Here is a 21,627-nt window from a genome sequence, read left to right on the forward strand (position 1 = left end):
CTGCACTGGTCACACTTCCGCAGACACAGCCAAGCCCGAGCCCGCCACTGCCACTACCAACGCCGAGGCCACAAACCCCACATGCGGTTGCAGTACTAGGCAGGCTCGGACCGACCGACCGGGAAGGCTGGGTAGGTCGGGAAGGCTGGGAAGGCTGGGAAGGTCGGACTTTAGGAACGCTGGGCCGCCGCCAACAGAACCTCGGCGGCGGCCCGCGCCTGCCGTGCGGCCCCCGCTCCCGCCCCCACAACAGCGGCCGCACCGATCGCCCCGTCCACGAGCAACGCCAACTGCCCGGCGAGCATGGCGGTTTGCTGGTCCGTGGCCACGGGGGATTGCTTGTCCGTGACCACGGAGGGTTGCTGGCCCGTGCCCTTGGAGGATGACTGGACCGGAAGCTCACTCACGAGCCCGCCCAGATAGCTCACCAACGCCCGCTTGTGCTCCCGCGCGGCCCGTGCGACCCCCTCCGACGTAGCCCCCAGCTCCCCGAACGAGTTAAGGAAGGCACACCCCCGGAAGTCCGGCTCCGCGAACCACTCCGCCAGCCAGTCGAAGACCGCCAGCACCCGCCCCGCCGGCCCCTCGCCGTGCACGTCCACGTACTCCGCGAGCGCCGCCCGCCACCGGGCATCCCGCCGCCTGAGATACGCCTCGACGAGATCCTGCTTGGCCGGAAAGCACTGGTAGAGCCGCTTCAGCGAAACCCCCGCGGCGCCCCGCAGCTCGTCCATCCCCACGGCTTGGATCCCGCGCCCGTAGAACAACTCCTCAGCAGCATCAAGTATCCGAACCCGAGCTTCGTCCCGAGCCGTACGGGCTTCGTCCTGGTCCCTCGTCATGGTCACGTCCGGGCTGTTTGGGGGTCGATGGGGCTAATGAGGGCCGATGAGGGCCGCTGGAGGTACTCATGGCGGGCCGATCGTGGCGGCCGGTAGCGAAGAGAACGCCCGTTCTCTACACTAGCCGACACACGACCGGAGAACGCCCGTTCTCCCCACCCGCCCACCAAGAACACCCGCCCCCGAGATCACCCGCTCACCCAGAACCCCACCCACTCCAACGCGACCACCCCTCATCACCCCACCCCTCCACCCCCATCACCCCACCCCGAGAGGCCCACACCATGACATCGCCGCGCCCACCCTTCCCCCCGTTCGACGAGCAGAGCGCCCTGCAAAAGGTCCAGGCCGCCGAGGACGCCTGGAACACCCGCGACCCGGAACGGGTGGCCCTCGCCTACACCGAGGACTCGATCTGGCGGAACCGCGACACCTTCCTCCGCGGCCGCGGCGAGATCATCACCTTCCTCCGCCAGAAATGGGCCCGAGAACTGGACTACGCACTCCGCAAGGAACTCTGGTCCTTCCACGACAACCGCATCGCGGTCCGCTTCCAGTACGAGAGCCATGACGCCGACGGCCAGTGGTGGCGCAGCTACGGCAACGAGCTGTGGGAGTTCGACGAGCACGGCCTGATGCGCCGCCGCGAGGCCGGCATCCATGACGTCCCCATCCAGGAGTCCGCCCGCCGCATCTTCGGCCCCCGCCCGGAACACGAAAAAGGCACCCCCCTCCCCTTCCCCTAGCCCGCCCACCCTCCCCCTCGACCCCCGCCCCCTCGCTTAACTCTCTGCTACCATCGCAGGGAACAAAATCACCCTCTGTAATCGTTGCCGGAAGAAAAGGAGGCACCCCGGCCCGGCGAGGCACGACGCGGCAACCGCGCAGCAAGGGCTCAGCACGGCGCGGCGCCACACGGCCCCCAAGGCATCCGCTGCGGCACCCATGGCATCCGCCAAGGCACCTACAAGGCGTCCAAGGGCCCCGCCGCCCGCGCAGAAACCCGCCCCGCCGCCGGACCCCGCTATCCCGCGCGCAGGCACCCGCCCTGCGTCAGGCCGCTCCCCCCGCCTCAAGCGCCCGATCCGCCCCCGTCAGGCCCGCGCCGCCCCCCGTCAGGCCCGCGCCGCCCCCCGTCAGGCGCCCGCCGCCCCCGTCAGGCACCCGCGCCGCCCGCCCCGCGCCCCGCCCGTCTCGCACTGCCCCGCCCCACCACCTCTCCCAGCACCTGCCCCAGGGCGACCACCCCCTCCTCGATCTCCCCCGCCGTACGCGCCGCATAGCCGAGCACCAGCCCCGGCGCCCCCGGCCGCTGCCGGTGCCAGGACAACGGCTGCACCTTGACGCCCCGTTCAAGCGCAGCGGCCGCCCACTCCACGTCGACCACCTCAGCGTCCGCCACATCGGCATCGGCGTCGACCACATCGGCGTCGACCACATCGGCCTGGACCGCATCGGCTCGGCCAAGTCGCCCACAACCGCCAAGGCCCTCGGCGCCGCCAAGGCCCTCGGTACCAACAAAGGCCTCTCTACCGGCTCCGCCTGCAGATCTCCGGGAGTCCCGCGCCCCGAACGAGTCCGACACCCCGAACGAGTCCGACACCCCCAACGAGTCCCGCACCCCGAATGAGTCCCGCACCCCCAAGGAGTCCCGCCCGCCGAATGCGTCCGGCGCCCCGAGCGAATTCCGGGCCCCCAGCGTCTCCCGCGCCCCGAACGTGAGCGTCAGATGGAGCCCCGCCGCCGCGCCGTGCACGGTCGCGCCGGGAAGGTGGCGCCGGACCGCGGCGATCATGGCGTCCCGGCGCTGACGGTGGCGCCGCCGCACCCACCGCAGCCGCCGCTCCAGTTCACCCGTCTCCATCAGCCGCGCCAGCACCAGCTGGGGAAGTACGGCGTTGCCGAGGTCCGCGAACCGCCGGGCGTCGACCAGCGCCTCCCGGTACGCCGACGGCGCCAGCAGCCAGCCCACCCGCAGCGCCGGCGCGAGCAGCTTGGAAACGCTGCCCGCATAACAGACCTGCTCGGGAAGGAGGGAGCGCAATGCGGCCACCGGTGGGCGGTCGTAGCGATGCTCAGCGTCGTAATCGTCCTCGACGATCAGCCCGCCCTCCGCCGTCGCCCAGCGCATCAGCTCCCGCCGGCGCGCGCCGCCCAGCACCACGCCGGTCGGGAACTGGTGCGCCGGCGTGAGCAGCACCGCCCGCGCCCCACTCGCCCGCAGCTCCTCGACCCGCACCCCCTCCTCGTCCACCCCCACCGGCGGCGTCGCCACACCCCAGTAACGCAGATGCTGCCGCGCCCCCAGCGACCCCGGATCCTCCACCGCGATCTCCCGGATCCCCGCGCCCCGCAGCACCTGAGCAACCAGTCCCAGCGCCTGAGCCGTACCGGCGGTGATGATCACCTCCTCCGGATCCACCGCGATCCCCCGGTAACACGCCAGCCAGGCGGCGACCGTCCGCCGCAGCGCGGGCGCACCCCGCGGATCCCCGTAACCGAACCCGGCGGCCGGCAACCCGGCGAGCACCTCTCGCTCGGCCCGCAACCAGGCCGCCCGCGGAAACGCGGCCAAATCCGGTACGCCCGGCGACAGATCGATCCGCGCCGGCGCCGCCCGCAGCACATCGAAAACGTCCGGCCCGATACCCGTCCCGACGCTCGCCCCTCCCCCGGAAGCGAACCTCGCCCCACCCCCGGAAGCGAACGGCGCCGATCGACCCGCCTCGCCCTCCCGCACCGCCCGCGGAACGAACGGCGTGGGCGGACCCGCCTTCACCGCCAACCCGCCCGCCGCCACAACCAGCCCGGCCACCTCACCCACCAGATCGCCCGCCGCAGCGCCCTTCGCCGCGCCCGTCGGCTCGGCCACCGGGCCGACCACAGGAGCTGCCACAGAACCGGCCGCAGGACCGGTCGAATGGCCAGTCACCGGTGTGGCTGAACAACCGGCCACAGGCGCAGTCACTGCGTGTGCCGTAGCCCCGGCCACATCCGTAGACCCGACCACAGAGGCGGTCACCGAGTTGACCGTAGAACTGACCACCGGCGTGGTCACCGCCGCGCCCAAAACGGAGGCCCCCGAACCGACCCCAAGCCCAGAGGGCCCCGAACCGACCCCACCCCCGGAGGCCACCGGACCGACCCCAACCCCGGAGGTCCCCGAACCGACCCCATCCCCGGAGGCCACCGGACCAACCGAAGAACCGCCCCCAAGCGTGGTCACCGGCGCCGCCACGACCACCGTCCCACCCCGCCCCCGCCCCGCCAGCTGCCCGTCCTCCCCCAGCCGCCGATACGCCTCCGTCACCACACCCCGAGAAACCCCCAGTTCAGCGGCGAGCACCCGGGTCGCCGGCAGCCTGCTCCCGACCGGCAGCCGCCCATCCGCGATCGCCTCCCGCAGCCGCCGCGCCAGCCAGTCCGCCCGTCCCCCGACCGGCGCCTCCCTCATATCGAGCTGAAGAAAATCAGAGGTCCCTGCCGCCTTTATGGAAGCCGCCTTTATGGACCCCTCAGCCGCCCCCTCTTTGGACCTGTTCACCGATCCATTGTCCGCACCACGCTGTCCCCATGCCCACCACGAACGACACCATCGGCACCAACGCCCCCTACGTACACGGCTATTCGTCCAGGGAAGCCCGCCGTCTCGGCGACCAGGCCGACACCCTGTCCGCACTGCTGCACACCGGTACCGCTTACGAGCCCGGAAGCCGCGTACTGGAGGCCGGCTGCGGTGTGGGCGCGCAGACCGTCCACCTCGTAGGGAGCAGCCCCGGCGCGCAGATCGTCGCCGTCGACCGCTCCGAGGAGTCACTCGCCCAGGCCCGCACCCACGTCACGGCCCAAGCGCCCACCGCCCCCGTCACCTGGAACCGCGCCGACCTGCGCCAACTCCCTTACCCTGAAGCCTCTTTCGACCACGTCTTCACCTGCTTCGTCCTGGAACACCTCCAGGACCCGGCGCAAACACTGGCCGAACTACGCCGGGTACTACGGCCCGGCGGAACCCTCACCGTCATCGAGGGCGACCACGGCTCGGCGTTCTTCCACCCGGACAGCCCCCACGCGCAGGCCGTGATCGACCACCAGGTACGCCTCCAGTCCGCGGCCGGCGGCAACGCCCTGATCGGCCGCGAACTGCACCCCCTGCTCACACAAGCGGGGTATGCCGCAATCACCGTGCTCCCCCGCATCGTCTACGCCGACGCGAGCCGCCCCTCCCTGGTGGACGGCTTCACCCGCAAGACCTTCATCGCCATGATCGAATCCGTACGCGACGAGGCACTGGCGGCCGGCCTCACCACCACGGCCGCCTGGAACCGAGGAATCACCGACCTCCACCGCACCGCCGCCCCCGACGGCACCTTCCACTACACCTTCTTCAAGGCCACAGCCCTCAAGCCCCACCCCTGACCGCCGCTACAACTCCCCCAGAACCCCACGGGGAACACGACAACGCCCCCGCCCGGCACCACACCGACTGCCCTCCTTCCCCCGCTCCCACCCGGTGGGATAGGAGGTCGGGAAAGCGGGCGGGAACGGCGTCGGGAGAGGGGCCTCCCCCGCCCCCCAGTCAGGCGAGCTTCCCCATCCCACCGAGCTGCCTCCGCCCGCCAATCCTCGCCTTCGCACGCCAAGCCCCGCATACGCCCGCCAAGCCACCCCTGCACCAGGTCCAGCACGCGCACCAAGCGCACCCGCCGCACCAAGTTATCCACAGGGACCCCCAACTCCTTGCCCGCCAAGGCCAGTTCACGTATCTTGGAATAACCGTTCCAAGATACGACGACAGGCCCCGCCATGCCCGACATCAAGCACTTCAACCCCGACATCGTGCTCGACGACGCCATCGAGATCTTCTGGCGCCAGGGCCTGCCGGCCACCGGCATACAGGCCCTGGTGACCGCGACGGGCGTGAGCCGGTCCAGTCTCTACGCGACGTTCGGGAACAAGGACGGGCTCTACACGGCGGCCCTCGCCCGCTACATAGACCGGCACTCCACCCCGGCCTTCGCCCACCTCGCCTCCGCAACCTCCGGGCTGACCGCGATCGAGGAGTTCTTCTCCTCCCTGATCGAGATCCGGTGCTCGGGAGCGGTCGCTGGCTGGGGCTGCATGGTCACCAACGCCTACGCCGGGCCCGAATGTGCCGACGCGGGTGTCCGCACCCTGCTCGAAGACCACCACACCGCCCTCTGGTCGGCCATGCGCGCGGCCTTGGCAAGCGCCGCCGACCTGGGACAACTCCAACCGTCCACAGACCTCGACGCGGCCGCGTCCGTCCTGGCGACGCTCGCCTACGGCGTCAACCTGCGCTCCCGCGCCGGCGCCGACGCCCAGTCCCTGACCGACACCGTCACCGCCGCCCTCGCACCCCTCCGCACCTCCACGACCCGCACGATCCCCGCGACCCCTACGACCTCCAAGGAGCCAACCCCATGACTTCCTCCCCCTCCCCCGCAAACGCCTCCTCACCCCCGCCCTCCCCCTCCGCCTCTCCCTCCCCCCTCCAGGACGAACTCACCGCGTTCCTCCGCACCCGCTACCCCGAGCTCCCGGCGGCCGCCCGGGCAGTCATGGAACGCGCCGGACGCGACCTGGCCGCCTCGGGACAAGCCACCCGGGCCCTCCAGGCCGGAGACCCGGCCCCCCGCTTCGCGCTGCCCACCGCGACGGGCGAAACCCTCTCCCTCGACGCCCTGCTCTCCACCGGGCCCGTCGTGCTCACCTTCTACCGCGGCGCCTGGTGCCCGTACTGCAACATCGCCCTGCGCGCCCTGCAGCAGCAGCTCCCCGAGATCACCGCCCGCGGCGCCCGGCTTGTCGCGGTCTCGCCCCAGATCCCCGACGAATCCCTCAGCCTCACCGAGAAGCACGCCCTGACCTTCGATGTCCTCAGCGACATAGGCTCCGACACCGCCAAGCAGTACGGCCTCGCCTTCGACCTGCCCGACGACCTGGCGGCCGTCTACGACTCCTTCGGCTTCGACCTGCAGCGCGTCAACGGCGGCCACTCCCGCACGCTCCCGCTGCCCGCCACCTACGTCATCGACCGCGACGCCACCATCCGCTGGGCCTTCGTCGACACCGACTACACCGCCCGCGCCGAGCCGTCCGACATCCTCACCGCCCTCGACCACCTGAGCTGACCCCACCGCCTGCACTGACCACCCCCACCTGCGCCGACACCACCGCGTGCACTGCCCCCCATCTGCGCCGACCACCCCCGGCTGCACTGACCACGACCGGCCGAATAGGTCCCAGCGCCCTCCGCCCCACCAGACCGCCGGGCCACTCCGAGGGCTCACTCAGGCCCCTCCCCCCACCGCCCTACCGACGGACGCCGACAGACACGGAAGAGCCGAATAACCGTGCTGCCGCAAGAACAGTCGAAAGGAGGTCGGCCGACGCCCCAACTCGCCGACGGCCCCCCATAGGCCCGCAGGTTCGAGAGCGCTAGTGTCGGATTTCCAGGAACGCAACGGGGGAGGGCAGCCGCCGATGGTGCAGGACGACGCGGTGATCGGCTGCACGGGAGTGCTACTGATCGGCACTCGCGGGGCTGCCGGTCCCGGTGAGGTTCTGGTGCGGGTCAGGGGTGGCTCCGAGGCCTTTCTCGCCTGGTCCGCCGAGCCCCTTCCAGTAGGGGCAACCGTGCTCGTGATCGAGTCCCGTGGCAATCGCCAGGTCGAGGTCATGGAGTGGACCGATCCGTTGGACGCGTTGACCGGCGACGCCGGCAACGCCGGCTGAGGAGACGAAGATGTTCGGTTACCGCGTTCCGGCCCCAGATCAAGCCATGCTGATCTCCGGCGGCAGGCGGGGGCAGGGCGGCGCGCCATTCCGAGTGGTGACCGGTCACGGCAAGTTCGTGCTGCCGGTTTTCCGCAAGGTCCGCTTCCTGACCCTGGCGATGTGCGAGGCAGAGGTCGCCGAGACCTGTGTGACCCGGCAGGGCATCGCGCTCACGGTCCGTGCCGTGATCGCGTTCAAGGTCGGCAACGACACCGAGAGCGTGGTCAACGCCGGCCAGCGGTTCCTGTCCGACCAGGACCAGATGTCGGTCCTGACCGGCCGGATCTTCGCCGGCCACCTGCGCTCCATCATCGGTTCGATGACGGTCGAGGAGATCGTCACCGAACGCCAGAAGCTGGCCACCGAGGTACTGGAGACGTCCAAGACCGAGATGGCCAAGATCGGCCTGATCGTCGACTCGCTCCAGATCCAGTCCATCGACGACGGCGACACCGGCTACATCGAGGCGATGTCCGCCCCACACAAGGCCGCCATCCAGCGCCAGGCCCAGATCGCCCAGGCCCAGGCCACCCAGGCAGCGGTCGAGGCGCAGCAGGAGGCCGCCCGTAATCAGGCCGAGTACAACCGGCAGACGGCGGTCGTCCAGGCCGAGTACTCCGCCGAGGTGGACCGCGCCCAGGCCCGCGCCGCCCAGGCCGGCCCGCTCGCCCATGCCCACGCCCAGCAAGAGGTCCTCGCCGCCCAGACCGAACTCGCAGAACGCCGCGCCCAGCTGCGACAGCAGGAACTGGTCGCCGAGGTCGTCAAGCCCGCCGAGGCCGAGGCCGAACGCATCAAGCTCCTGGCCATGGCCGAGGCCGAGCGCATGAAGATCCAGGCCGAGGCCGCCGCCTCGTACGACCGCGTGGCCCTGGACCGCATGCTCATCGACCAGCTCCCCCAGATCGTCAAGGAAGCCTCCGCAGGCCTGTCCAACGCCAACGTCAACGTCCTCAACGGCACCGACGGCCTGGGCGAGATCGCCGCCGGCCTCGTCGGCCAGGGCCTCACCATCCTCGACTCGGTCCGCCGGAACCTCGGCACCCCCGACAACCAATCCCCCACCAAGTCCTCCTCCACCCCCACCCCCAACTCCCCCTCCAACCCCGCCCCCTCCGGCCGCGTAGAAATCGAATAACCCCCACCCGGGGCCCGGCCCTCCCCTGCCCGCCCCGGCCCGTGACTCACACGGCCCGGGGTTGACCCCATGGCTGGGGACTCACACCACGGCCCGAGGCCCACCCCACGGCCGGGGACTCATCCCACGGCCCGGGGCTCACCCCATGGCCGGGGCCACCCGCCCAGCCCCGGCCGTGGGGCCGCCACCTCAACTCCAAACCCATCACCATGAGCGACCTTCACCGCGGAACTAATTACTCTCCGTAATCGTTGCCGGAATAAGGAGGCACACGCGAGGCCAACCACCAGGGAAAGGCCCCCCGCTGGCCCCAGCCCCGCCAGGCCCGAGTCCCATCAGGCCCCAACCCCCACCACTCCGAACCCCAACCCTCCCGAGGCCAGCCGCCGACCGCCAGCGCCACAAAACTCACACGCGCGCCACCCAACCCCGCAAGAGCCCCAACCCCGCAAGAGCCGGCCCCCGGGCCGTCACCAACAACGCCGCCCCACCCCGACCCACCAGGACCCGCCCTACCTCGTCCTCACCGCCCCGCCCCGCATCCCCCGGCCCGACCCCTCCGCCCGCCGTCAATCCCTCGGGCTCCCCCTAGCCCCCCTCGGGCTACGTACGGCCTCAAGCTCCCCGGCGCCGCTGACGCTCCTCCTCGGCGTGCTTGTGCCGGGCGTAGCCGACCAGGTGGTTCAGAACCGCGACGGTGGCGGCGATGTCCGCATCATCGAAGTCAGCAAGGGCGTCGCGGAGGCCGGCCTGACTGGTCTGCTGGAGGCGCTGAAGGACGGCCTTGCCGTGCGAGGTGATGGCCACCTTCCGCGCGCGCCGATCCAGTGAGTCCTGGGTGCGTTCGACCAGATCCTGCGCTTCCAACTGGCCGATCTGCCGCGTGACATGAGGCGGCTCGACCATCAGCAGCTCGGCGAGATCGCCGACCCGGCAGGCACCCCCACTATCCTCCAGTGCCATCAACAGCCAAAGATCGGAGCGGGCCGCCGTCACGCCTGCCTGAGTCGCCTGGCGCTCGTGCGCCCGTGAGCGGGTGAGCAGATAGGACAGCGTGGCCAGCACCCTTTGCAGCGCGGCGGTGGGGTCCTGGTCTCTTCCCTGGTCCGGCATGCAGGCACTTTAGCGGCCCTCGGGATGCCGGAACCCCCGCCGTATAGCGGGATCAGTGCTGCTCAGTACCTGTTTACCCATCCGCTCCCGTGCTTGCTGCCGGGCCGGCCTTGTGGGCCGCCTCAACTACTCCCTCCTCTATGGCGGTTCGCTGCGGCGCGCGCCTGCAGCAATTCGGAGCCGCACCGCCAGGGCCAGGGCCGACCCCGTCCAGGACGAGGCCGAAGCCGCGCCTGGGACGAGCGCCGACCCCACGCCCGGGGCGAGCACCGAACCCACCGCCAGGGCGAGGGCCCGAACCCACACCGGGGCGAGGCTGACCCCGACACCGGGGCGAGGGCCTCCCCTCTCCCCCCCCCCGCGGCCAGGGCGAGGGCCGAATCCGCAGCCAGGGCGAGGGTCGACCCCGCGACCGGGGCGAGGGTCGGCGCGTGGTTGGGGCGAGAGCCCAATCAGGGCGAGGCCCCGAAATCAGGGCGAAGGCTCGACTTCTGCCGCCTGGCGGGGTGCGGTACTTCTGCCGCCTGGCGGGGTGCGGTACTTCTGCCGCCTGGCGGGGTGCGGTGCTGATTCTGCTTGCGGGCAGCGGACCGCCATAGGGGCTGGAGCAGGGGAGGCCGGGTTATGGGGGCGGTCTGCGTGGCGGGGCCCGGGCGGGGTGGGTTCTGCGGCAAGGGCCGCCGGCCGGGAGCGGCCGCCGGGTGTCGTGGTGGGGCGCGGTTTTGAGCCAACCTTGGGGACGCACGGATCTTTCCTTTCGTCGCTTGCGTGCGCTGAGTTAACGTGTGAACGGTTAGTTGCTTAACTTAGGTAAGTAGTTGTTGCGCGTGTTGCGCCGGTGTTCGTGCCGGTGACCCTGCAACCCCCCGTCGAGGAATGGCGCCACCACCGCACCGTTGGTCACGGCAATGCCGTGGCCCGATCGTGGAAGGACCGGCCGAATGACGACCGCAGAACCCATCGACGTGGAGCATGGCGGCACCGGGACCGTCGGCACCACTGGAACCAGCAGTACCCGCGGAACCAGTGGCACCAGCGAAACCAACGGAAACAGCGGAAACAGCGGAAACAGCGGCAGCGTTGAGGCTGCTGGTGCCGCCGGGGCCCTTGGAATCACCGGCACCGTTGGTGCCACCCGCAGTACCGGCGGCCTCGGCACCGGCAGCATCCCTGGGGCCATGAGCGCAACGAGCACCATCAGCGCCCCCGGCAACACAGGTAGCGTCGGTGAGAGTGGGCTGGTGGTGCCGGTGGGACGGGGGGATGGTTGTCCGTTCGATCCGCCGGCGGGGGTGGAGAGGGCGCGGCGGGAGCAGCCGGTGGTGCGGGCGACGCTATGGGACGGGTCGTCGTGTTGGCTGGTGACGCGGCATCAGGACGTGCGGGCGGTGCTCGGCGACCCGAGGTTCAGTGCTGATGCGACGCGGCCCGGGTTTCCGTTCCTCACGGCCGGTGGCCGGGAGATCGTCACCAAGAACCCCACCTTCATCCGCAGGGACGACCCCGAGCACGCCCGGCTGCGCCGGATGCTCACCGCCGACTTCATGGTCAAGAAGGTGGAGGCGATGCGCCCCGAGGTGCAGCGCATCACTGACGAGTTGCTCGACCGGATGACCGACGGGCGGCACGCGGCGGACCTGGTGGCCGAATTCGCGCTGCCGTTGCCCTCGTTGGTGATCTGTCTGCTGCTCGGTGTGCCGTACGAGGACCATGAGTTCTTCCAGCGGCGCAGCGGCATCCTGCTCAGCCTCCGGTCCGAGCCCGAGGACATCCGGACCGCACAGCAGGAACTGCAGGACTATCTGGTCCGGCTCGCCCGCTCGAAGCGGGAGCGGCCGGATGGCGCCATCGTGAGCCGGCTGGTCGCCCGGGGCGAGCTCGATGACGACGAGATCGCCTCCATGGGGCGGCTGTTGCTAGTCGCCGGCCATGAGACGACCGCCAACATGACGGCCCTCTCCACGCTCGCGCTGCTCCGTAACCCCGGCCAGATGGCCCGGCTGCGCACCGACCCGTCGCTGATCAAGGGTGCTGTGGAGGAACTGCTGCGCTATCTGACGATCGTCCACAACGGTCTGCCGCGGATCGCCACCGAGGACGTCACCGTCGGCGGCGTCACCATCCGTGCCGGTGAGGGCGTGCTGTGCACGCTCAACAGCGCCAACCGGGACGACGAGGTCTTCCCCGGCGCGGACGTTCTCGATGTCGGCCGCGACGCGCGCCGCCACGTCGCGTTCGGCTTCGGCGTCCATCAGTGCCTGGGGCAGCCGCTCGCCAGGGTGGAGCTCCAGATCGCCCTGGAAACGCTGCTCCGCCGGCTGCCGGATCTACGGCTCGACGTCCCCTTCGAGGAGATCCGCTTCCGGCACGACATGGGGGTTTACGGGGTGTATGCGCTGCCGGTTGCGTGGTGAGGCAGTCCCTTGCGTGGTGAGGCAGTCCCTTGCGTGGTCAGACAGTCTCTTTGCGTGGTGAGGCAGTCCCTGGACTAGCGGGCCGGGGTGCACCGGACGACTCGCGCGTGGCTCTTGTTGTCGATCATGTCGATCACGCTGCTGCCTTCGTCCCTACGCCCCTGCCTCGTCCCGTAGTCCCGTAGTCCCGCCATCCTGCCGTCCTGCCGTCCTGCCACCCGTCGTCCCGCCGTCCTGCCATCCCGCCGCCCGTCGTCCCACCGCCCCGCCGTCCCGTCGTTCCGTTTCGGCCCCGCGTCTGGGGCCGATCCCACCGTTTTTCACCATGAGGAGAGAGTCATGCGCGTCCACATTGACCAGGAGAAGTGCTGTGGGGCCGGGAGCTGTGTGCTGTCCGCGCCCGAGGTGTTCGATCAGCGGGAGGAGGACGGCATCGTCGTCCTCCTCGATGCGACGCCGCCGACCGAGCTGCATGACGCGGTGCGGGAGGCCGCGGCGATCTGCCCGGCGGCCGCGATCAGCGTGGAGCAGGTTGAGCGGGTTTAGCCGACAGGGGCTCAACTTGTGTGCTGGTGGATCGATTCAGCAGCACTCCTTCGTGTGACGGGCACATCGTCGGGCGTACGCATGGGCAGCTCGCATTCCGCGTGAGGGGCGCCGAGCCCCTGCGAGAGAAGAGGGAAGGAAGCTGCCCATGCGTCTGTCGAAGAGCGTGACTGTAGACGTGTCCACGAGCGTGACCGAGACGGTGACGGAGAGCGTGACGGAGAACGACTCTGGCGGGGGCGGGCGGCGGTCCGGGAAGCTTCGGCGTGCTGGCACCGTCGTCGCCACGGCTTTCGGGAGCCTTGCGCTCGCCGTGGCGTTGCCGGCGTCGTCGGCCGGGGCGGCCACCGGACCGTTCAGCTACGTCTACAACGATGCCTCCGGCGCCCAGCACCTGGGACTCCTGGTGGATCCACCCAGTCTGGAGTGCATCACTCTGCCCGAGGTCGCCGACCGGGACGTTCCGCCCGCGCACACGCCGAGGAACTACACCTCCTCCACGGCGACGGTCTTCGCCGGCGCCGACTGCACGGGCGATTACTTCAGTCTTCGGGCGAACGGCGGCCATGCCTCCGAACGTCTGAAGGTCCGGTCGGTCGTCTTCTCCTGAGAACTCGAACAGGAACTCAGGACCTCAGAACCCTCAGAACGCAGGAACTCAGGAACGCAGGAACGCAGGAACTCAGGAACGCAGGAACTCACAGTTCTGCTTGAGGTCCGCAGGAACTCAGGGTCCTGCCTGAGGCCTCCTGAGCCCCCTGAGCCCCCTGAGGGCTCGCGGGTCTTCCTGGGGGCTCGCCCGAGGGCTCACCCGTGAGCCGGCCGAAGGTGGTTCCGCCAGTACTAGGCCTGCTGTGCATATGTTGAAGGGTGCACTGGTCAGGGAAAGCGGAACCACGCATTCTCGGGGGCATGACCCACACCTCTGTCTCTGCGTACGCCGCACCCGCCCCGAAGGCACCGCTGGAGCGGACCACGATTCCGCGCCGCGAGCTGGGGGCCCACGACATCCTGATCGACATCAAGTACGCCGGCATCTGCCACTCCGACATCCACACCGTGCGCGCCGAGTGGGGCGACGGCGGGAACTTCCCGATAGTCCCCGGCCACGAGATCGCCGGTGTGGTGGCCGAGGTCGGTGCCGAGGTCACCCGTTACCGGACGGGCGACCGGGTCGGCGTCGGCTGTTTCGTCGACTCCTGCCGCGAGTGCGACAACTGCCGGGCGGGACTGCAGCAGTACTGCACCGGCGAGCTCGGCAACGTCGGCACGTATGCCGCGACCGGCCGGGACGGCGAGCCCACGTACGGCGGTTACTCGACGCACCTCGTGGTGGACGAGAACTACGCGCTGCGCATCCCCGACTCCCTCCCCCTGGACGCCGCGGCCCCGCTGCTGTGCGCCGGCATCACTCTCTACTCCCCGCTCGCCCACTGGAAGGCCGGCCCCGGCAAGAAGGTGGCCGTGGTCGGTCTGGGCGGCCTCGGGCACATGGGCGTGAAGATCGCGCACGCGATGGGCGCGGAGGTCACCGTGCTGAGCCAGTCGCTGCGCAAGAAGGACGACGGCCTGCGGCTGGGCGCGGACCACTACTACGCGACCTCCGACCCGGCCACGTTCGAGCAGCTCGCGGGCAGCTTCGACCTGATCATCAACACCGTCTCGGCGAACCTGGACCTGAACGCGTACCTCGGGCTGCTGCGCACCGACGGCACCCTGGTCCAGGTCGGTGCGCCGGAGCACCCGCTGCCGGTCGCGGCGTTCGCACTGATCCCGGGGCGGAAGTCGCTCGCCGGGTCGATGATTGGCGGCATCCCGGAGACGCAGGAGATGCTCGACTTCTGTGGTGAGCACGGGCTGGGCGCGGACATCGAGGTGATCAGCGCGGACCGGATCAACGAGGCGTACGAGCGGGTGCTGGCGAGCGATGTGCGGTACCGGTTCGTGATCGACGCGTCGACGATCTGAGGCGGGCGGGCTGGCGGGCGGGCGGCCGAGACGGACGGACCGGCGGGCGGGCGGGCGACCGAGGCGGACCGACCGGCGGGCAGGCGGACGGACGGGACGAGGCGGGACGGACGAAGGAACCGGGCGGGCGCACGGAACGGGCGGCACGGTTACGCGGAAGAAATCCGGGTGGGTGCGGCAACCCCCGCGTGCGCCGGGCGTCGTCAGGGGTGAGGGCGCCAATCGGCGCCGCCCGTCGATGCATGAACGTGGAGCAGCCGACCGTGAGCCTGAAGCACACCCCGTTCCCCAGCCCGTCCCCCACCAGGGAAACCACCCCGGAGCACAGCCTGTTCGCCACCACGGAACCCACCACGGAACCCACCACGGAACCCACCACGGAGCACAGCCCGTCCCCCACCACGGAACCCACCCCGGCGCACAGCGTCTCCCCCGGCGATCGGGTGCGGGCACGGGTCCGGGGCCGTGCCCGCGCCGGGCTCGTCGCGGCGCTCGCGCTGGCCGTCGTACCGGTGCTTGCCGTCCCGGTGGTGGCTGCCGGGTCGGCGTACGCCGCGGAGCGTTCGGCGGCCGCCGGGGCGTCCGCGGTCCCGAGTGCCCGGCCCACCACGTCCGGCCACGAACCGACCGCCCAGCCCACGTCCGGCCGTCCGGAGCCGACCGCACCGCCCTCCTCCCACCCGGAGCCGTCCGCCTCGCCCACCCGGCCGGGGCCCGGGCCGACCACGGCGGCGCCCAGCCCCAGCGCGCCGCCGACCGCGAAGCCGAGCGCTGAACCGACCTCGAAGCCGAGCGCCGTGCCGTCGTCCGCGCCCGGCGGGGGCGGCAAGCAACTGGCGCGTACCGGCGCCTCGTCCGGGACCACCGCGGCGATCGCCGGTGCCGCCGCCGTGCTGATCGCCGCGGGTGGTACCAGCGTCTACGCGGTCCGCCGCCGGCGCGGCTGAGTCCGTCCGCGCCGCCCGCCCCGGTACGTACGTCCATGGAGTACTCCGCAGCCGCCTGCCCCGCCCCGGCCCGGTTCGCCGTGCCGGGGCCCCGGCGTGCCCGGTGGCGGTGGCTGCCGGCCGAACGATGGCTTCTGGCCAAACGATGGCTGCTGGCCGAACGATGGCTGCCGGCCGAACGATGGCTGCTGCCCGTGCGGTGGCTGCTGCACACCGTCCGGCCGACCGCCACCCACCACGTCACGCCCCAACACGCCACGCCCCACCACGAGACACCCCCCTACGGCAGTCCCCACCCCGACACACCCCCCTACGACCGTCCCCACCACGACGCGTCCCAGCTCGCCACGCCCCACGGCCACAGCCCCCACCGCGATGCCTTCCGGCCCACGCCCCCGCCGCCCGACCCCCCTCCCACCATCAGCGAGCTCTACCACGCGCAGCGGCTCGCCATGGTGCGGCTGGCGGTGCTGCTCGTCGATGACCGGGCGACCGCGGAGGACGTCGTCCAGGATGCGTTCACCGCGCTCTACAAGCGGCACGGTGAGCGGCTCACGGACGTCGACAATGCGCTGGCCTATCTGCGTACCGCGGTGGTGAACGCGGCCCGTTCGGTGCTGCGGCGCCGGCGTACCGCGCGCGACTACACCCCGCCCTACGAGGCGGACGCGCCGTCCGCCGAGGAGCGGATCGTGCTGGACGAGGAGCACCGCGAGGTGTTCGCCGCGCTGAGTGGGCTGACCGCGCGCCGCCGGGAAGTACTCGTGCTGCGCTACTGGGGCGATCTGACGGAGGCGCAGATCGCGGCCACGCTGGGGATCAGCCGCGGCGCGGTGAAGTCGATCGCCAGCCGCGCGCTGGACTCCCTGGAGAAGATCTTGGAGGGGCGGTCATGAACGGTCCTGGGACGCGGTCCGGGCGGCCGGTGGAGGAGCGGTTGCGGCGGGCCTTCGCGGCGCGTGCGGAGAGCATCGACGTTCGGGATCTGCGGCCGGCCGCACCGCCGGGGCCGCAGTCGCACCCGGCACGGCAGCCGGCCGACCCGAAGCGACCCCGACCCCGCCGCCCCTGGTCCAGCCGCTTCTGGCCCCGCCGCTCCTGGCCCAGCCACTCCTGGCCCCGCCGCTTCTGGTGGGGCCACCCCGGATCGGTTCACGCCGAGCCGGGTCAGTCCTGGCCGCGTCAGTCCTGGTGGCGTCAGTCCTGGTGGCGTCAGTCCTGGTGGCGGCGCCGCTTCGGTCTGCCGTTGGCCGCGGCCGTGGCGGCCGCGGCCGTCGTCCTCGGCTATCTCGTGGTCGCTCCCGAGGCGTCCCGAGGGCCGTCCGACCGGCCGGCTCCCGCGAGGCCGCCGCGGCCGGTCGGCCCGACGCCGTCGCCGTCGCTCCCCGGGCCGCCCACCGGCCGCCCGGACGGGCCGTCGCCGGGTGGGCCCTCCGCGTACCCCTCGCCCGGCCGTACGTTCCCGGGCAGCGCCTCCCCGGACGGTGCGTCACCGGGCGTCACCACCCCGGGTGGTGCGTCCGGGCCTTCCGCCTCGCCGGGGTCGGACGACGAGCCGTCCGGCGCGCCGCGCACCGAGCCGCCGGAGTCTCCGGAGTCGCCGCGGAGCAGCGGTACGGCGCGCCCGCCGGCCACTCCCAGCCCGACCACGAGCAGCGTGCCGACCGCGCAGAGCAGGGCGAACACATCGCCGGCCGCGCCGTAGACGGTCTCGGTGCGCGGCTGTACGGGCAGGTGGGCGACGAGGGTCTGCCGGTCCGCGGTGAAGTAGTCGGCGGTGGACCGGACGCGGCCCTGGTGGTCGACGGCGGTGGCGAGGCCGTGCACGGACTGCCGGATCACGGCGTAGCCGTATTCGACGGAGCGGAGGACGGCCCGCTGGGCGTGCAGTGCGTCGAAGCCGGGCCAGTCGTTGGCCGGCACCATGACCAGGGCGGCTCCCTTGTCGGCCGCCTGCCGCATCAGGGCGGGGAAGTCGGCGTCGTAGCAGATCACGTTGGCCAGCCGCCCGTAAGGCGAGGCGGTGACCGGCACGTTTCCGGTGCCGGGCGGCATGGGCTCCATGGGGGTGGGGTGGGTCTTGTCGTACGTCCAGGCGACCTTGCCGTCCGGGGTGATCAGCGCGGCGACGTTCCGTACGTAGGGCGCCTGCGGGACGAAGAGGGCGTAGGCCGCGTCGACGTGGACGTGGCGGGCCCGGGCGATGGCGGCCAGCCGGTCGAGCAGCCGCCGCTCGTCGGCCGCCAGCACGCCGGCCTGGGTCTCCGGCCAGACCACGATCCGGGCCCCGGCCCGGGCCTCCCGTTCGGTGCTCGCCACCAGGTCGTCGGCGACCGGTGCCAGCGCCGCGCGCACCCGGTCGGGGGCGGCCCGGACCAGTTCCTGCGGCCGGTACGGCGCCAGGCCGTCGGCCCGCATCGCCCGCTCGGTGGCCCGTTCCGCGGCGCGGCCGGCGCTGATGCCCGCGACCCGTACGGTCTTCGTCGTCGGCGGGAAGACCAGCAGCCGTACGCCGCCGGCGCCCAGGACGACGGCGAGCACCCCGGCCCACACCAGTGCGCCGCGCCGGATCTCCCGCCACTGGAAGCCGCGCTGCCATGCCCAGTGGGCGGTCGAGGCGGTCCAGGCGACGACGAAGCTGATGCCGTAGACGCCGGTGACGGAGGCGAGTTGGAGCAGCGGCAGGAAGCCGTGCTGGGTGAAGCCGAGCAGGCCGTAGTCGCCGAAGTCGACGAGCCGGGTGAAGAGGTACTCGACGCAGACCAGGACCGTGGGGAAGACCAGGGTGCCGGCCGCGGAGGCGGTGCGCGCGGCGACCAGCCGGTCGGCGGCGAACGCCAGGGTCTGGAGGAGGGCGAGCACCGCGAACGCGCCCAGCGCGGACGGTACGAACACCAGGCCCGTCGACAGCAGCCACACCAACTGGCCCATTCCCAGCGCGTATCCGACGCGCAGCAGTCCGCGCCGGGCGGGCCGCAGCCGGGCGTAGCGCAGCAGGAAGACGGGGAACAGCCAGGCGGCGAGCGCCACATGCCAGTTGCTGTGCACGGCGAGGATCAGCAGGCCGGTGCCCGCCCACCAGAGCCGGCGGCCGGCGGGCCGCTGCGTGGAGTGCTCTTGGCCGGGCGGGCGCCCGCGTGCCGTCCGCCGTGCCGCTCTTCCCGCTCCTGCGCCGCGTCGGAGCCGTGGCATACCGGTTTTCCCTTCGTCGTGGGGGCGTTGCCGTCGTTTCGGCCGACGCTAGGGAGAGCGGGGGCCCCGGCACCGCCGCCGTTCGGCAGGAACGACCCCCGACTTTCGTCAGGTCCCCGGAGTCCGGACCGGGGCCCGCAGGGTTCGGGGGGATGTGTGCCGGGTCGGGGTCCGCGGGGCCAGGTGCACGGGTGCCGGGTCGGGGCCCGAGGGGGCCAGGCGCACGTACGCCGGGTCGAGGTCCGCGGGGGCCAGGCGCACGGGTGTCGGGTCGGGGCCCGCGGGGGGCAGACGGGTCCTCGGGGCTCAGGCCGGATACGCGCCCCTCGGGTCCGGCCTTGTTCGGGTCCGCCTTTCTCAGCTCCGCGTTACCCGCCCGCGGGTGTTAGCCGCGCGTTAGCCGATCGGCAGCGGCGGCGCGGAAGGTCAGGTGCACGCCATCGTCCGGGAGCCCTCATGCCGCCGCTCTTCTCCACCGCCCGCCGGGCCCTCGCCGCGGCGCTGACCGTCACCGCCGTCCTCGCGCCGGTCACCGCCTGCCACGGCACCGCCGCCAACCGGGCCGACGACCCGGCCACCGCCGTCTCCCCGGCCCCCGCCTCGCCGACCATGACGAACGGCGGCCCGCCCCGGGGCCCGGGCGGCCGGGTCGTCTGCACGCCGGAGATGCTCCGCTTCCACGCCGGGGCGCTGCCGCACCGGGCCCACCGGATGCTGCTGACGGTCACCAACTACGCGGACCGGCCCTGCGACTTCGCCGCCCCGCACCACCCGCTGCTGAGCTTCGGCGAGGGCCGCCGGCCCGCCGTACCGGTGATCGCGCGCAGCCGGCCGGGCTCCGTCAGCACCCTCGCGCCCAATGCGACGGCCTACGCCATGGTCACCACCGGTACGGGCGGGAGCGGCCGGAAGGTCTCGCAGTTCGGGGTCGCGCTGGCCGCCCACGCCGGCCCCATCCAGGTCGGCCTGGACGACCGCACCCCGGCCCGGGTCGATCCGCATGCCGCCCGCGTCACGTACTGGCAGCCCAGCCTGGCGGCCGCCCTGCGCTGGTGAGGCGGGGCGCCACGCATCGACTTCCGGGCGGGCACCTTCCGGGAGAGCCCGGTCCCGGACCTGGTCATCGGCGGTGTCGGTCCCGGTTTTCGGCAAAGATCACCTTTCCACCGCTGCGGGATGGCTGCGCCCGGTGCCGCTCGCCCGGTAGGCTTTCCGTGTGATCTTCAAGCGCATCGGAAATGGGCGGCCGTACCCCGACCACGGCCGGGAGAGCACCCGCCAGTGGGCGGATGTCGCCCCGCGCCCGGTACGCCTCGACCAGTTGGTGACCACCAAGCAGCAGCTCGATCTGGAGACGCTGCTCGCCGAGGACTCGACGTTCTACGGCGACCTCTTCGCGCACGTCGTGAAGTGGGAGGGTGACCTGTATCTGGAGGACGGCCTGCACCGCGCGGTGCGCGCCGCGCTCCAGCAGCGCCAGGTGCTGCACGCCCGGGTCCTCGAACTGGACTGACGAGCCGCCAGCAGCCCACCCCCACCGGGCCGCACCTCGTCCCCGACGTACACCCCACCCCGGGACCCGCGATCTGCACCCCACCCGGGGCCGCGACCGGCACCCCGCCCGGGACCTGCGACCTGCACGCACCCCGGGCACGCACGTCATCCGGACCGGACCCGCACGTCATCCCGACCGGGCACGCACATCATCCCGGACCGATCCCGCGCGCAGGACCGGCCCGCGCTGCGGCCCGCCCTCACACCCGGCCGGGACCGCCCCCCGCGACCGACCGCCGGACGCCCCCGCCCCAGGCAGAAACCGCCTCCTACCGCCCGACCAGACACGTCCCCACCCAACCCACCCAGCCCGAATTGACCCTTTTGGGTTGGGTCTCGCGCCACGCGTTGATCATCTAGTAGGCACGGCCTGTCACCCGCACTACGCTGCGCCCATGAGCATGCTGACGCCCCCGGGCATGGGCGGTAAGTACCGCATCACGGGCGACAGGTATCCGCGGATGCGCCGCCCCCGCCACCGCCGCCGGATCGTCCTCACCATCCTCGCCGCGGCCTGCGCCCTCGGCCTGGTGGGCTGGGGCACCCTGCAGCTCATCGACGTCTTCGGGGGCGGGACCGGTACGGCGCAGGCCGCCCCGGAAAAGAAGCACTGCCCGGACGGGGGCCGGAAGACCGCGGTCCGGGCCACGCCGGCCGCGCAGAAACCGCCCGCACCGGGCACCCTCACCGTCAACGTCTTCAACGCCACCCAGCGGTCCGGGCTCGCCAAGCGCACCGCCGACGAGCTCAAGAAGCGCGGCTTCAAGATCGGCAAGGTGGGCAATGCCCCGGCCGCCTACGACAAGAAGATCAAGGGTGCCGGGATACTGCTCGGCCCCAAGGCGGCGACCGACGGCCCGCTGAAGGTGCTCGCCACCCAGCTCGCCGGTGCCGAGCAGAAGACCGACGGCCGCAAGGGCGCCGATCTCGACCTGATCATCGGCGACGCCTTCAAGGACCTCGCCACCCCGCAGGCCGCCGCCAAGTCCCTGGCCGTCCTGAACCGCCCGGCCCGGGAACCGGCCCACGCCACCACCTGCTGACCGCACAGCGCCGGCAGAACCGGAGGGAACCCGGCGGGGGAACCGGCCGGCGGGAGCCCGGCGGGGGGAACC

Annotated in this window: 19 protein-coding genes and 1 pseudogene; 15 read left to right on the forward strand and 5 right to left on the reverse strand. The window is 72.0% G+C overall.

Annotated elements, in window-relative coordinates:
- Nucleotides 1-170: 170 nt before the first annotated feature.
- Nucleotides 171-842, reverse strand: a complete 672-nt coding sequence (locus AB0G35_RS33910; protein ID WP_360957692.1) for a TetR/AcrR family transcriptional regulator — start codon at nt 840-842, stop codon at nt 171-173.
- A 284-nt stretch (nt 843-1,126) separates the two neighbouring features.
- Here AB0G35_RS33910 and AB0G35_RS33915 point away from each other — a divergent pair, with 284 nt between their 5' ends.
- On the forward strand, nt 1,127-1,588 hold the full coding sequence (locus AB0G35_RS33915; protein ID WP_360957615.1) for a nuclear transport factor 2 family protein: 462 nt from the start codon (nt 1,127-1,129) through the stop codon (nt 1,586-1,588).
- A 410-nt stretch (nt 1,589-1,998) separates the two neighbouring features.
- Here the strand turns inward: AB0G35_RS33915 and AB0G35_RS33920 are convergent, their stop codons facing one another.
- Nucleotides 1,999-3,489 carry a PLP-dependent aminotransferase family protein gene (locus AB0G35_RS33920; protein WP_360957695.1) on the reverse strand — a complete coding sequence of 497 codons (1,491 nt, stop codon included), beginning with the start codon at nt 3,487-3,489 and terminating at the stop codon, nt 1,999-2,001.
- A 576-nt stretch (nt 3,490-4,065) separates the two neighbouring features.
- A pseudogene (locus tag AB0G35_RS33925) lies at nt 4,066-4,296 on the reverse strand (winged helix-turn-helix domain-containing protein); the annotation flags it as partial.
- Between the two features lie 119 nt (nt 4,297-4,415).
- Between AB0G35_RS33925 and AB0G35_RS33930 the strand changes: the two are divergent.
- The 5 genes from AB0G35_RS33930 (at nt 4,416) to AB0G35_RS33950 (ending at nt 8,778) form a co-directional block, all read left to right on the forward strand.
- Nucleotides 4,416-5,258, forward strand: coding sequence for a methyltransferase domain-containing protein (locus AB0G35_RS33930; RefSeq protein ID WP_360957618.1), 843 nt, complete (start codon nt 4,416-4,418; stop codon nt 5,256-5,258).
- Between the two features lie 387 nt (nt 5,259-5,645).
- Nucleotides 5,646-6,287, forward strand: coding sequence for a TetR/AcrR family transcriptional regulator (locus tag AB0G35_RS33935; RefSeq protein WP_360957621.1), 642 nt, complete (start codon nt 5,646-5,648; stop codon nt 6,285-6,287).
- Complete coding sequence (locus tag AB0G35_RS33940) at nt 6,284-6,994, forward strand: peroxiredoxin-like family protein (protein ID WP_360957624.1); 711 nt, start codon at nt 6,284-6,286, stop codon at nt 6,992-6,994. Before AB0G35_RS33935 ends, AB0G35_RS33940 begins: the two co-directional genes overlap by 4 nt.
- Nucleotides 6,995-7,346: 352 nt before the next feature.
- Entirely contained in the window at nt 7,347-7,598 is a 252-nt protein-coding gene (locus tag AB0G35_RS33945) for a hypothetical protein (RefSeq protein ID WP_360957627.1), read from the forward strand.
- A 10-nt stretch (nt 7,599-7,608) separates the two neighbouring features.
- Nucleotides 7,609-8,778, forward strand: a complete 1,170-nt coding sequence (locus AB0G35_RS33950; RefSeq protein WP_360957630.1) for an SPFH domain-containing protein — start codon at nt 7,609-7,611, stop codon at nt 8,776-8,778.
- 615 nt (nt 8,779-9,393) lie between these two features.
- Here AB0G35_RS33950 and AB0G35_RS33955 read toward each other — a convergent pair.
- Entirely contained in the window at nt 9,394-9,891 is a 498-nt protein-coding gene (locus AB0G35_RS33955) for a MarR family transcriptional regulator (RefSeq protein WP_360957632.1), read from the reverse strand.
- A gap of 1,178 nt (nt 9,892-11,069) precedes the next feature.
- On the opposite strand from AB0G35_RS33955, the gene AB0G35_RS33960 reads away from it, so the two are divergent.
- From AB0G35_RS33960 to AB0G35_RS33985, 6 genes are all read left to right on the forward strand, one after another.
- Entirely contained in the window at nt 11,070-12,305 is a 1,236-nt protein-coding gene (locus tag AB0G35_RS33960) for a cytochrome P450 (protein ID WP_360957635.1), read from the forward strand.
- Nucleotides 12,306-12,644: 339 nt separating this feature from the next.
- Nucleotides 12,645-12,851: a ferredoxin gene (locus AB0G35_RS33965; protein ID WP_360957638.1), complete on the forward strand. Its 207-nt coding sequence runs from the start codon at nt 12,645-12,647 to the stop codon at nt 12,849-12,851.
- A gap of 148 nt (nt 12,852-12,999) precedes the next feature.
- On the forward strand, nt 13,000-13,461 hold the full coding sequence (locus AB0G35_RS33970; RefSeq protein WP_360957641.1) for a hypothetical protein: 462 nt from the start codon (nt 13,000-13,002) through the stop codon (nt 13,459-13,461).
- A gap of 302 nt (nt 13,462-13,763) precedes the next feature.
- Nucleotides 13,764-14,819, forward strand: coding sequence for an NAD(P)-dependent alcohol dehydrogenase (locus tag AB0G35_RS33975; RefSeq protein ID WP_360957643.1), 1,056 nt, complete (start codon nt 13,764-13,766; stop codon nt 14,817-14,819).
- A 242-nt stretch (nt 14,820-15,061) separates the two neighbouring features.
- Nucleotides 15,062-15,766 carry an LPXTG cell wall anchor domain-containing protein gene (locus AB0G35_RS33980; protein ID WP_360957645.1) on the forward strand — a complete coding sequence of 235 codons (705 nt, stop codon included), beginning with the start codon at nt 15,062-15,064 and terminating at the stop codon, nt 15,764-15,766.
- Between the two features lie 149 nt (nt 15,767-15,915).
- Nucleotides 15,916-16,662: a SigE family RNA polymerase sigma factor gene (locus AB0G35_RS33985; protein WP_360957698.1), complete on the forward strand. Its 747-nt coding sequence runs from the start codon at nt 15,916-15,918 to the stop codon at nt 16,660-16,662.
- A gap of 388 nt (nt 16,663-17,050) precedes the next feature.
- Here AB0G35_RS33985 and AB0G35_RS33990 read toward each other — a convergent pair whose 3' ends face one another.
- Nucleotides 17,051-18,958, reverse strand: coding sequence for a nitrilase-related carbon-nitrogen hydrolase (locus AB0G35_RS33990; protein ID WP_360957648.1), 1,908 nt, complete (start codon nt 18,956-18,958; stop codon nt 17,051-17,053).
- A 456-nt stretch (nt 18,959-19,414) separates the two neighbouring features.
- Between AB0G35_RS33990 and AB0G35_RS33995 the strand changes: the two genes are divergently transcribed.
- From AB0G35_RS33995 to AB0G35_RS34005, 3 genes are all read left to right on the forward strand, one after another.
- Entirely contained in the window at nt 19,415-20,014 is a 600-nt protein-coding gene (locus AB0G35_RS33995; RefSeq protein WP_360957650.1) for a DUF4232 domain-containing protein, read from the forward strand.
- Nucleotides 20,015-20,174: 160 nt separating this feature from the next.
- On the forward strand, nt 20,175-20,471 hold the full coding sequence (locus tag AB0G35_RS34000) for a type II toxin-antitoxin system VapB family antitoxin (RefSeq protein WP_006604254.1): 297 nt from the start codon (nt 20,175-20,177) through the stop codon (nt 20,469-20,471).
- Nucleotides 20,472-20,907: 436 nt separating this feature from the next.
- Nucleotides 20,908-21,555 (forward strand): LytR C-terminal domain-containing protein, encoded by a 648-nt coding sequence (locus tag AB0G35_RS34005; protein ID WP_360957653.1) that lies wholly within the window; start codon nt 20,908-20,910, stop codon nt 21,553-21,555.
- Nucleotides 21,556-21,627 lie beyond the last annotated feature (72 nt).

It is taken from the genome of Streptomyces sp. NPDC021749, from assembly GCF_040640655.1.
Lineage (GTDB): Bacteria > Actinomycetota > Actinomycetes > Streptomycetales > Streptomycetaceae > Streptomyces.

What these genes read in the sequence shown, in the direction of transcription:
- AB0G35_RS33910 (WP_360957692.1), bottom strand. Translation starts at nt 842, where the DNA reads ATGACGAGGGACCAGGACGAAGCCCGTACGGCTCGGGACGAAGCTCGG.
- AB0G35_RS33915 (WP_360957615.1), top strand. Translation starts at nt 1,127, where the DNA reads ATGACATCGCCGCGCCCACCCTTCCCCCCGTTCGACGAGCAGAGCGCC.
- AB0G35_RS33930 (WP_360957618.1), top strand. Translation starts at nt 4,416, where the DNA reads ATGCCCACCACGAACGACACCATCGGCACCAACGCCCCCTACGTACAC.
- AB0G35_RS33935 (WP_360957621.1), top strand. Translation starts at nt 5,646, where the DNA reads ATGCCCGACATCAAGCACTTCAACCCCGACATCGTGCTCGACGACGCC.
- AB0G35_RS33940 (WP_360957624.1), top strand. Translation starts at nt 6,284, where the DNA reads ATGACTTCCTCCCCCTCCCCCGCAAACGCCTCCTCACCCCCGCCCTCC.
- AB0G35_RS33945 (WP_360957627.1), top strand. Translation starts at nt 7,347, where the DNA reads ATGGTGCAGGACGACGCGGTGATCGGCTGCACGGGAGTGCTACTGATC.
- AB0G35_RS33950 (WP_360957630.1), top strand. Translation starts at nt 7,609, where the DNA reads ATGTTCGGTTACCGCGTTCCGGCCCCAGATCAAGCCATGCTGATCTCC.
- AB0G35_RS33955 (WP_360957632.1), bottom strand. Translation starts at nt 9,891, where the DNA reads ATGCCGGACCAGGGAAGAGACCAGGACCCCACCGCCGCGCTGCAAAGG.
- AB0G35_RS33960 (WP_360957635.1), top strand. Translation starts at nt 11,070, where the DNA reads ATGAGCGCAACGAGCACCATCAGCGCCCCCGGCAACACAGGTAGCGTC.
- AB0G35_RS33965 (WP_360957638.1), top strand. Translation starts at nt 12,645, where the DNA reads ATGCGCGTCCACATTGACCAGGAGAAGTGCTGTGGGGCCGGGAGCTGT.
- AB0G35_RS33970 (WP_360957641.1), top strand. Translation starts at nt 13,000, where the DNA reads ATGCGTCTGTCGAAGAGCGTGACTGTAGACGTGTCCACGAGCGTGACC.
- AB0G35_RS33975 (WP_360957643.1), top strand. Translation starts at nt 13,764, where the DNA reads ATGACCCACACCTCTGTCTCTGCGTACGCCGCACCCGCCCCGAAGGCA.
- AB0G35_RS33980 (WP_360957645.1), top strand. Translation starts at nt 15,062, where the DNA reads ATGAACGTGGAGCAGCCGACCGTGAGCCTGAAGCACACCCCGTTCCCC.
- AB0G35_RS33990 (WP_360957648.1), bottom strand. Translation starts at nt 18,958, where the DNA reads ATGCCACGGCTCCGACGCGGCGCAGGAGCGGGAAGAGCGGCACGGCGG.
- AB0G35_RS33995 (WP_360957650.1), top strand. Translation starts at nt 19,415, where the DNA reads ATGCCGCCGCTCTTCTCCACCGCCCGCCGGGCCCTCGCCGCGGCGCTG.
- AB0G35_RS34005 (WP_360957653.1), top strand. Translation starts at nt 20,908, where the DNA reads ATGAGCATGCTGACGCCCCCGGGCATGGGCGGTAAGTACCGCATCACG.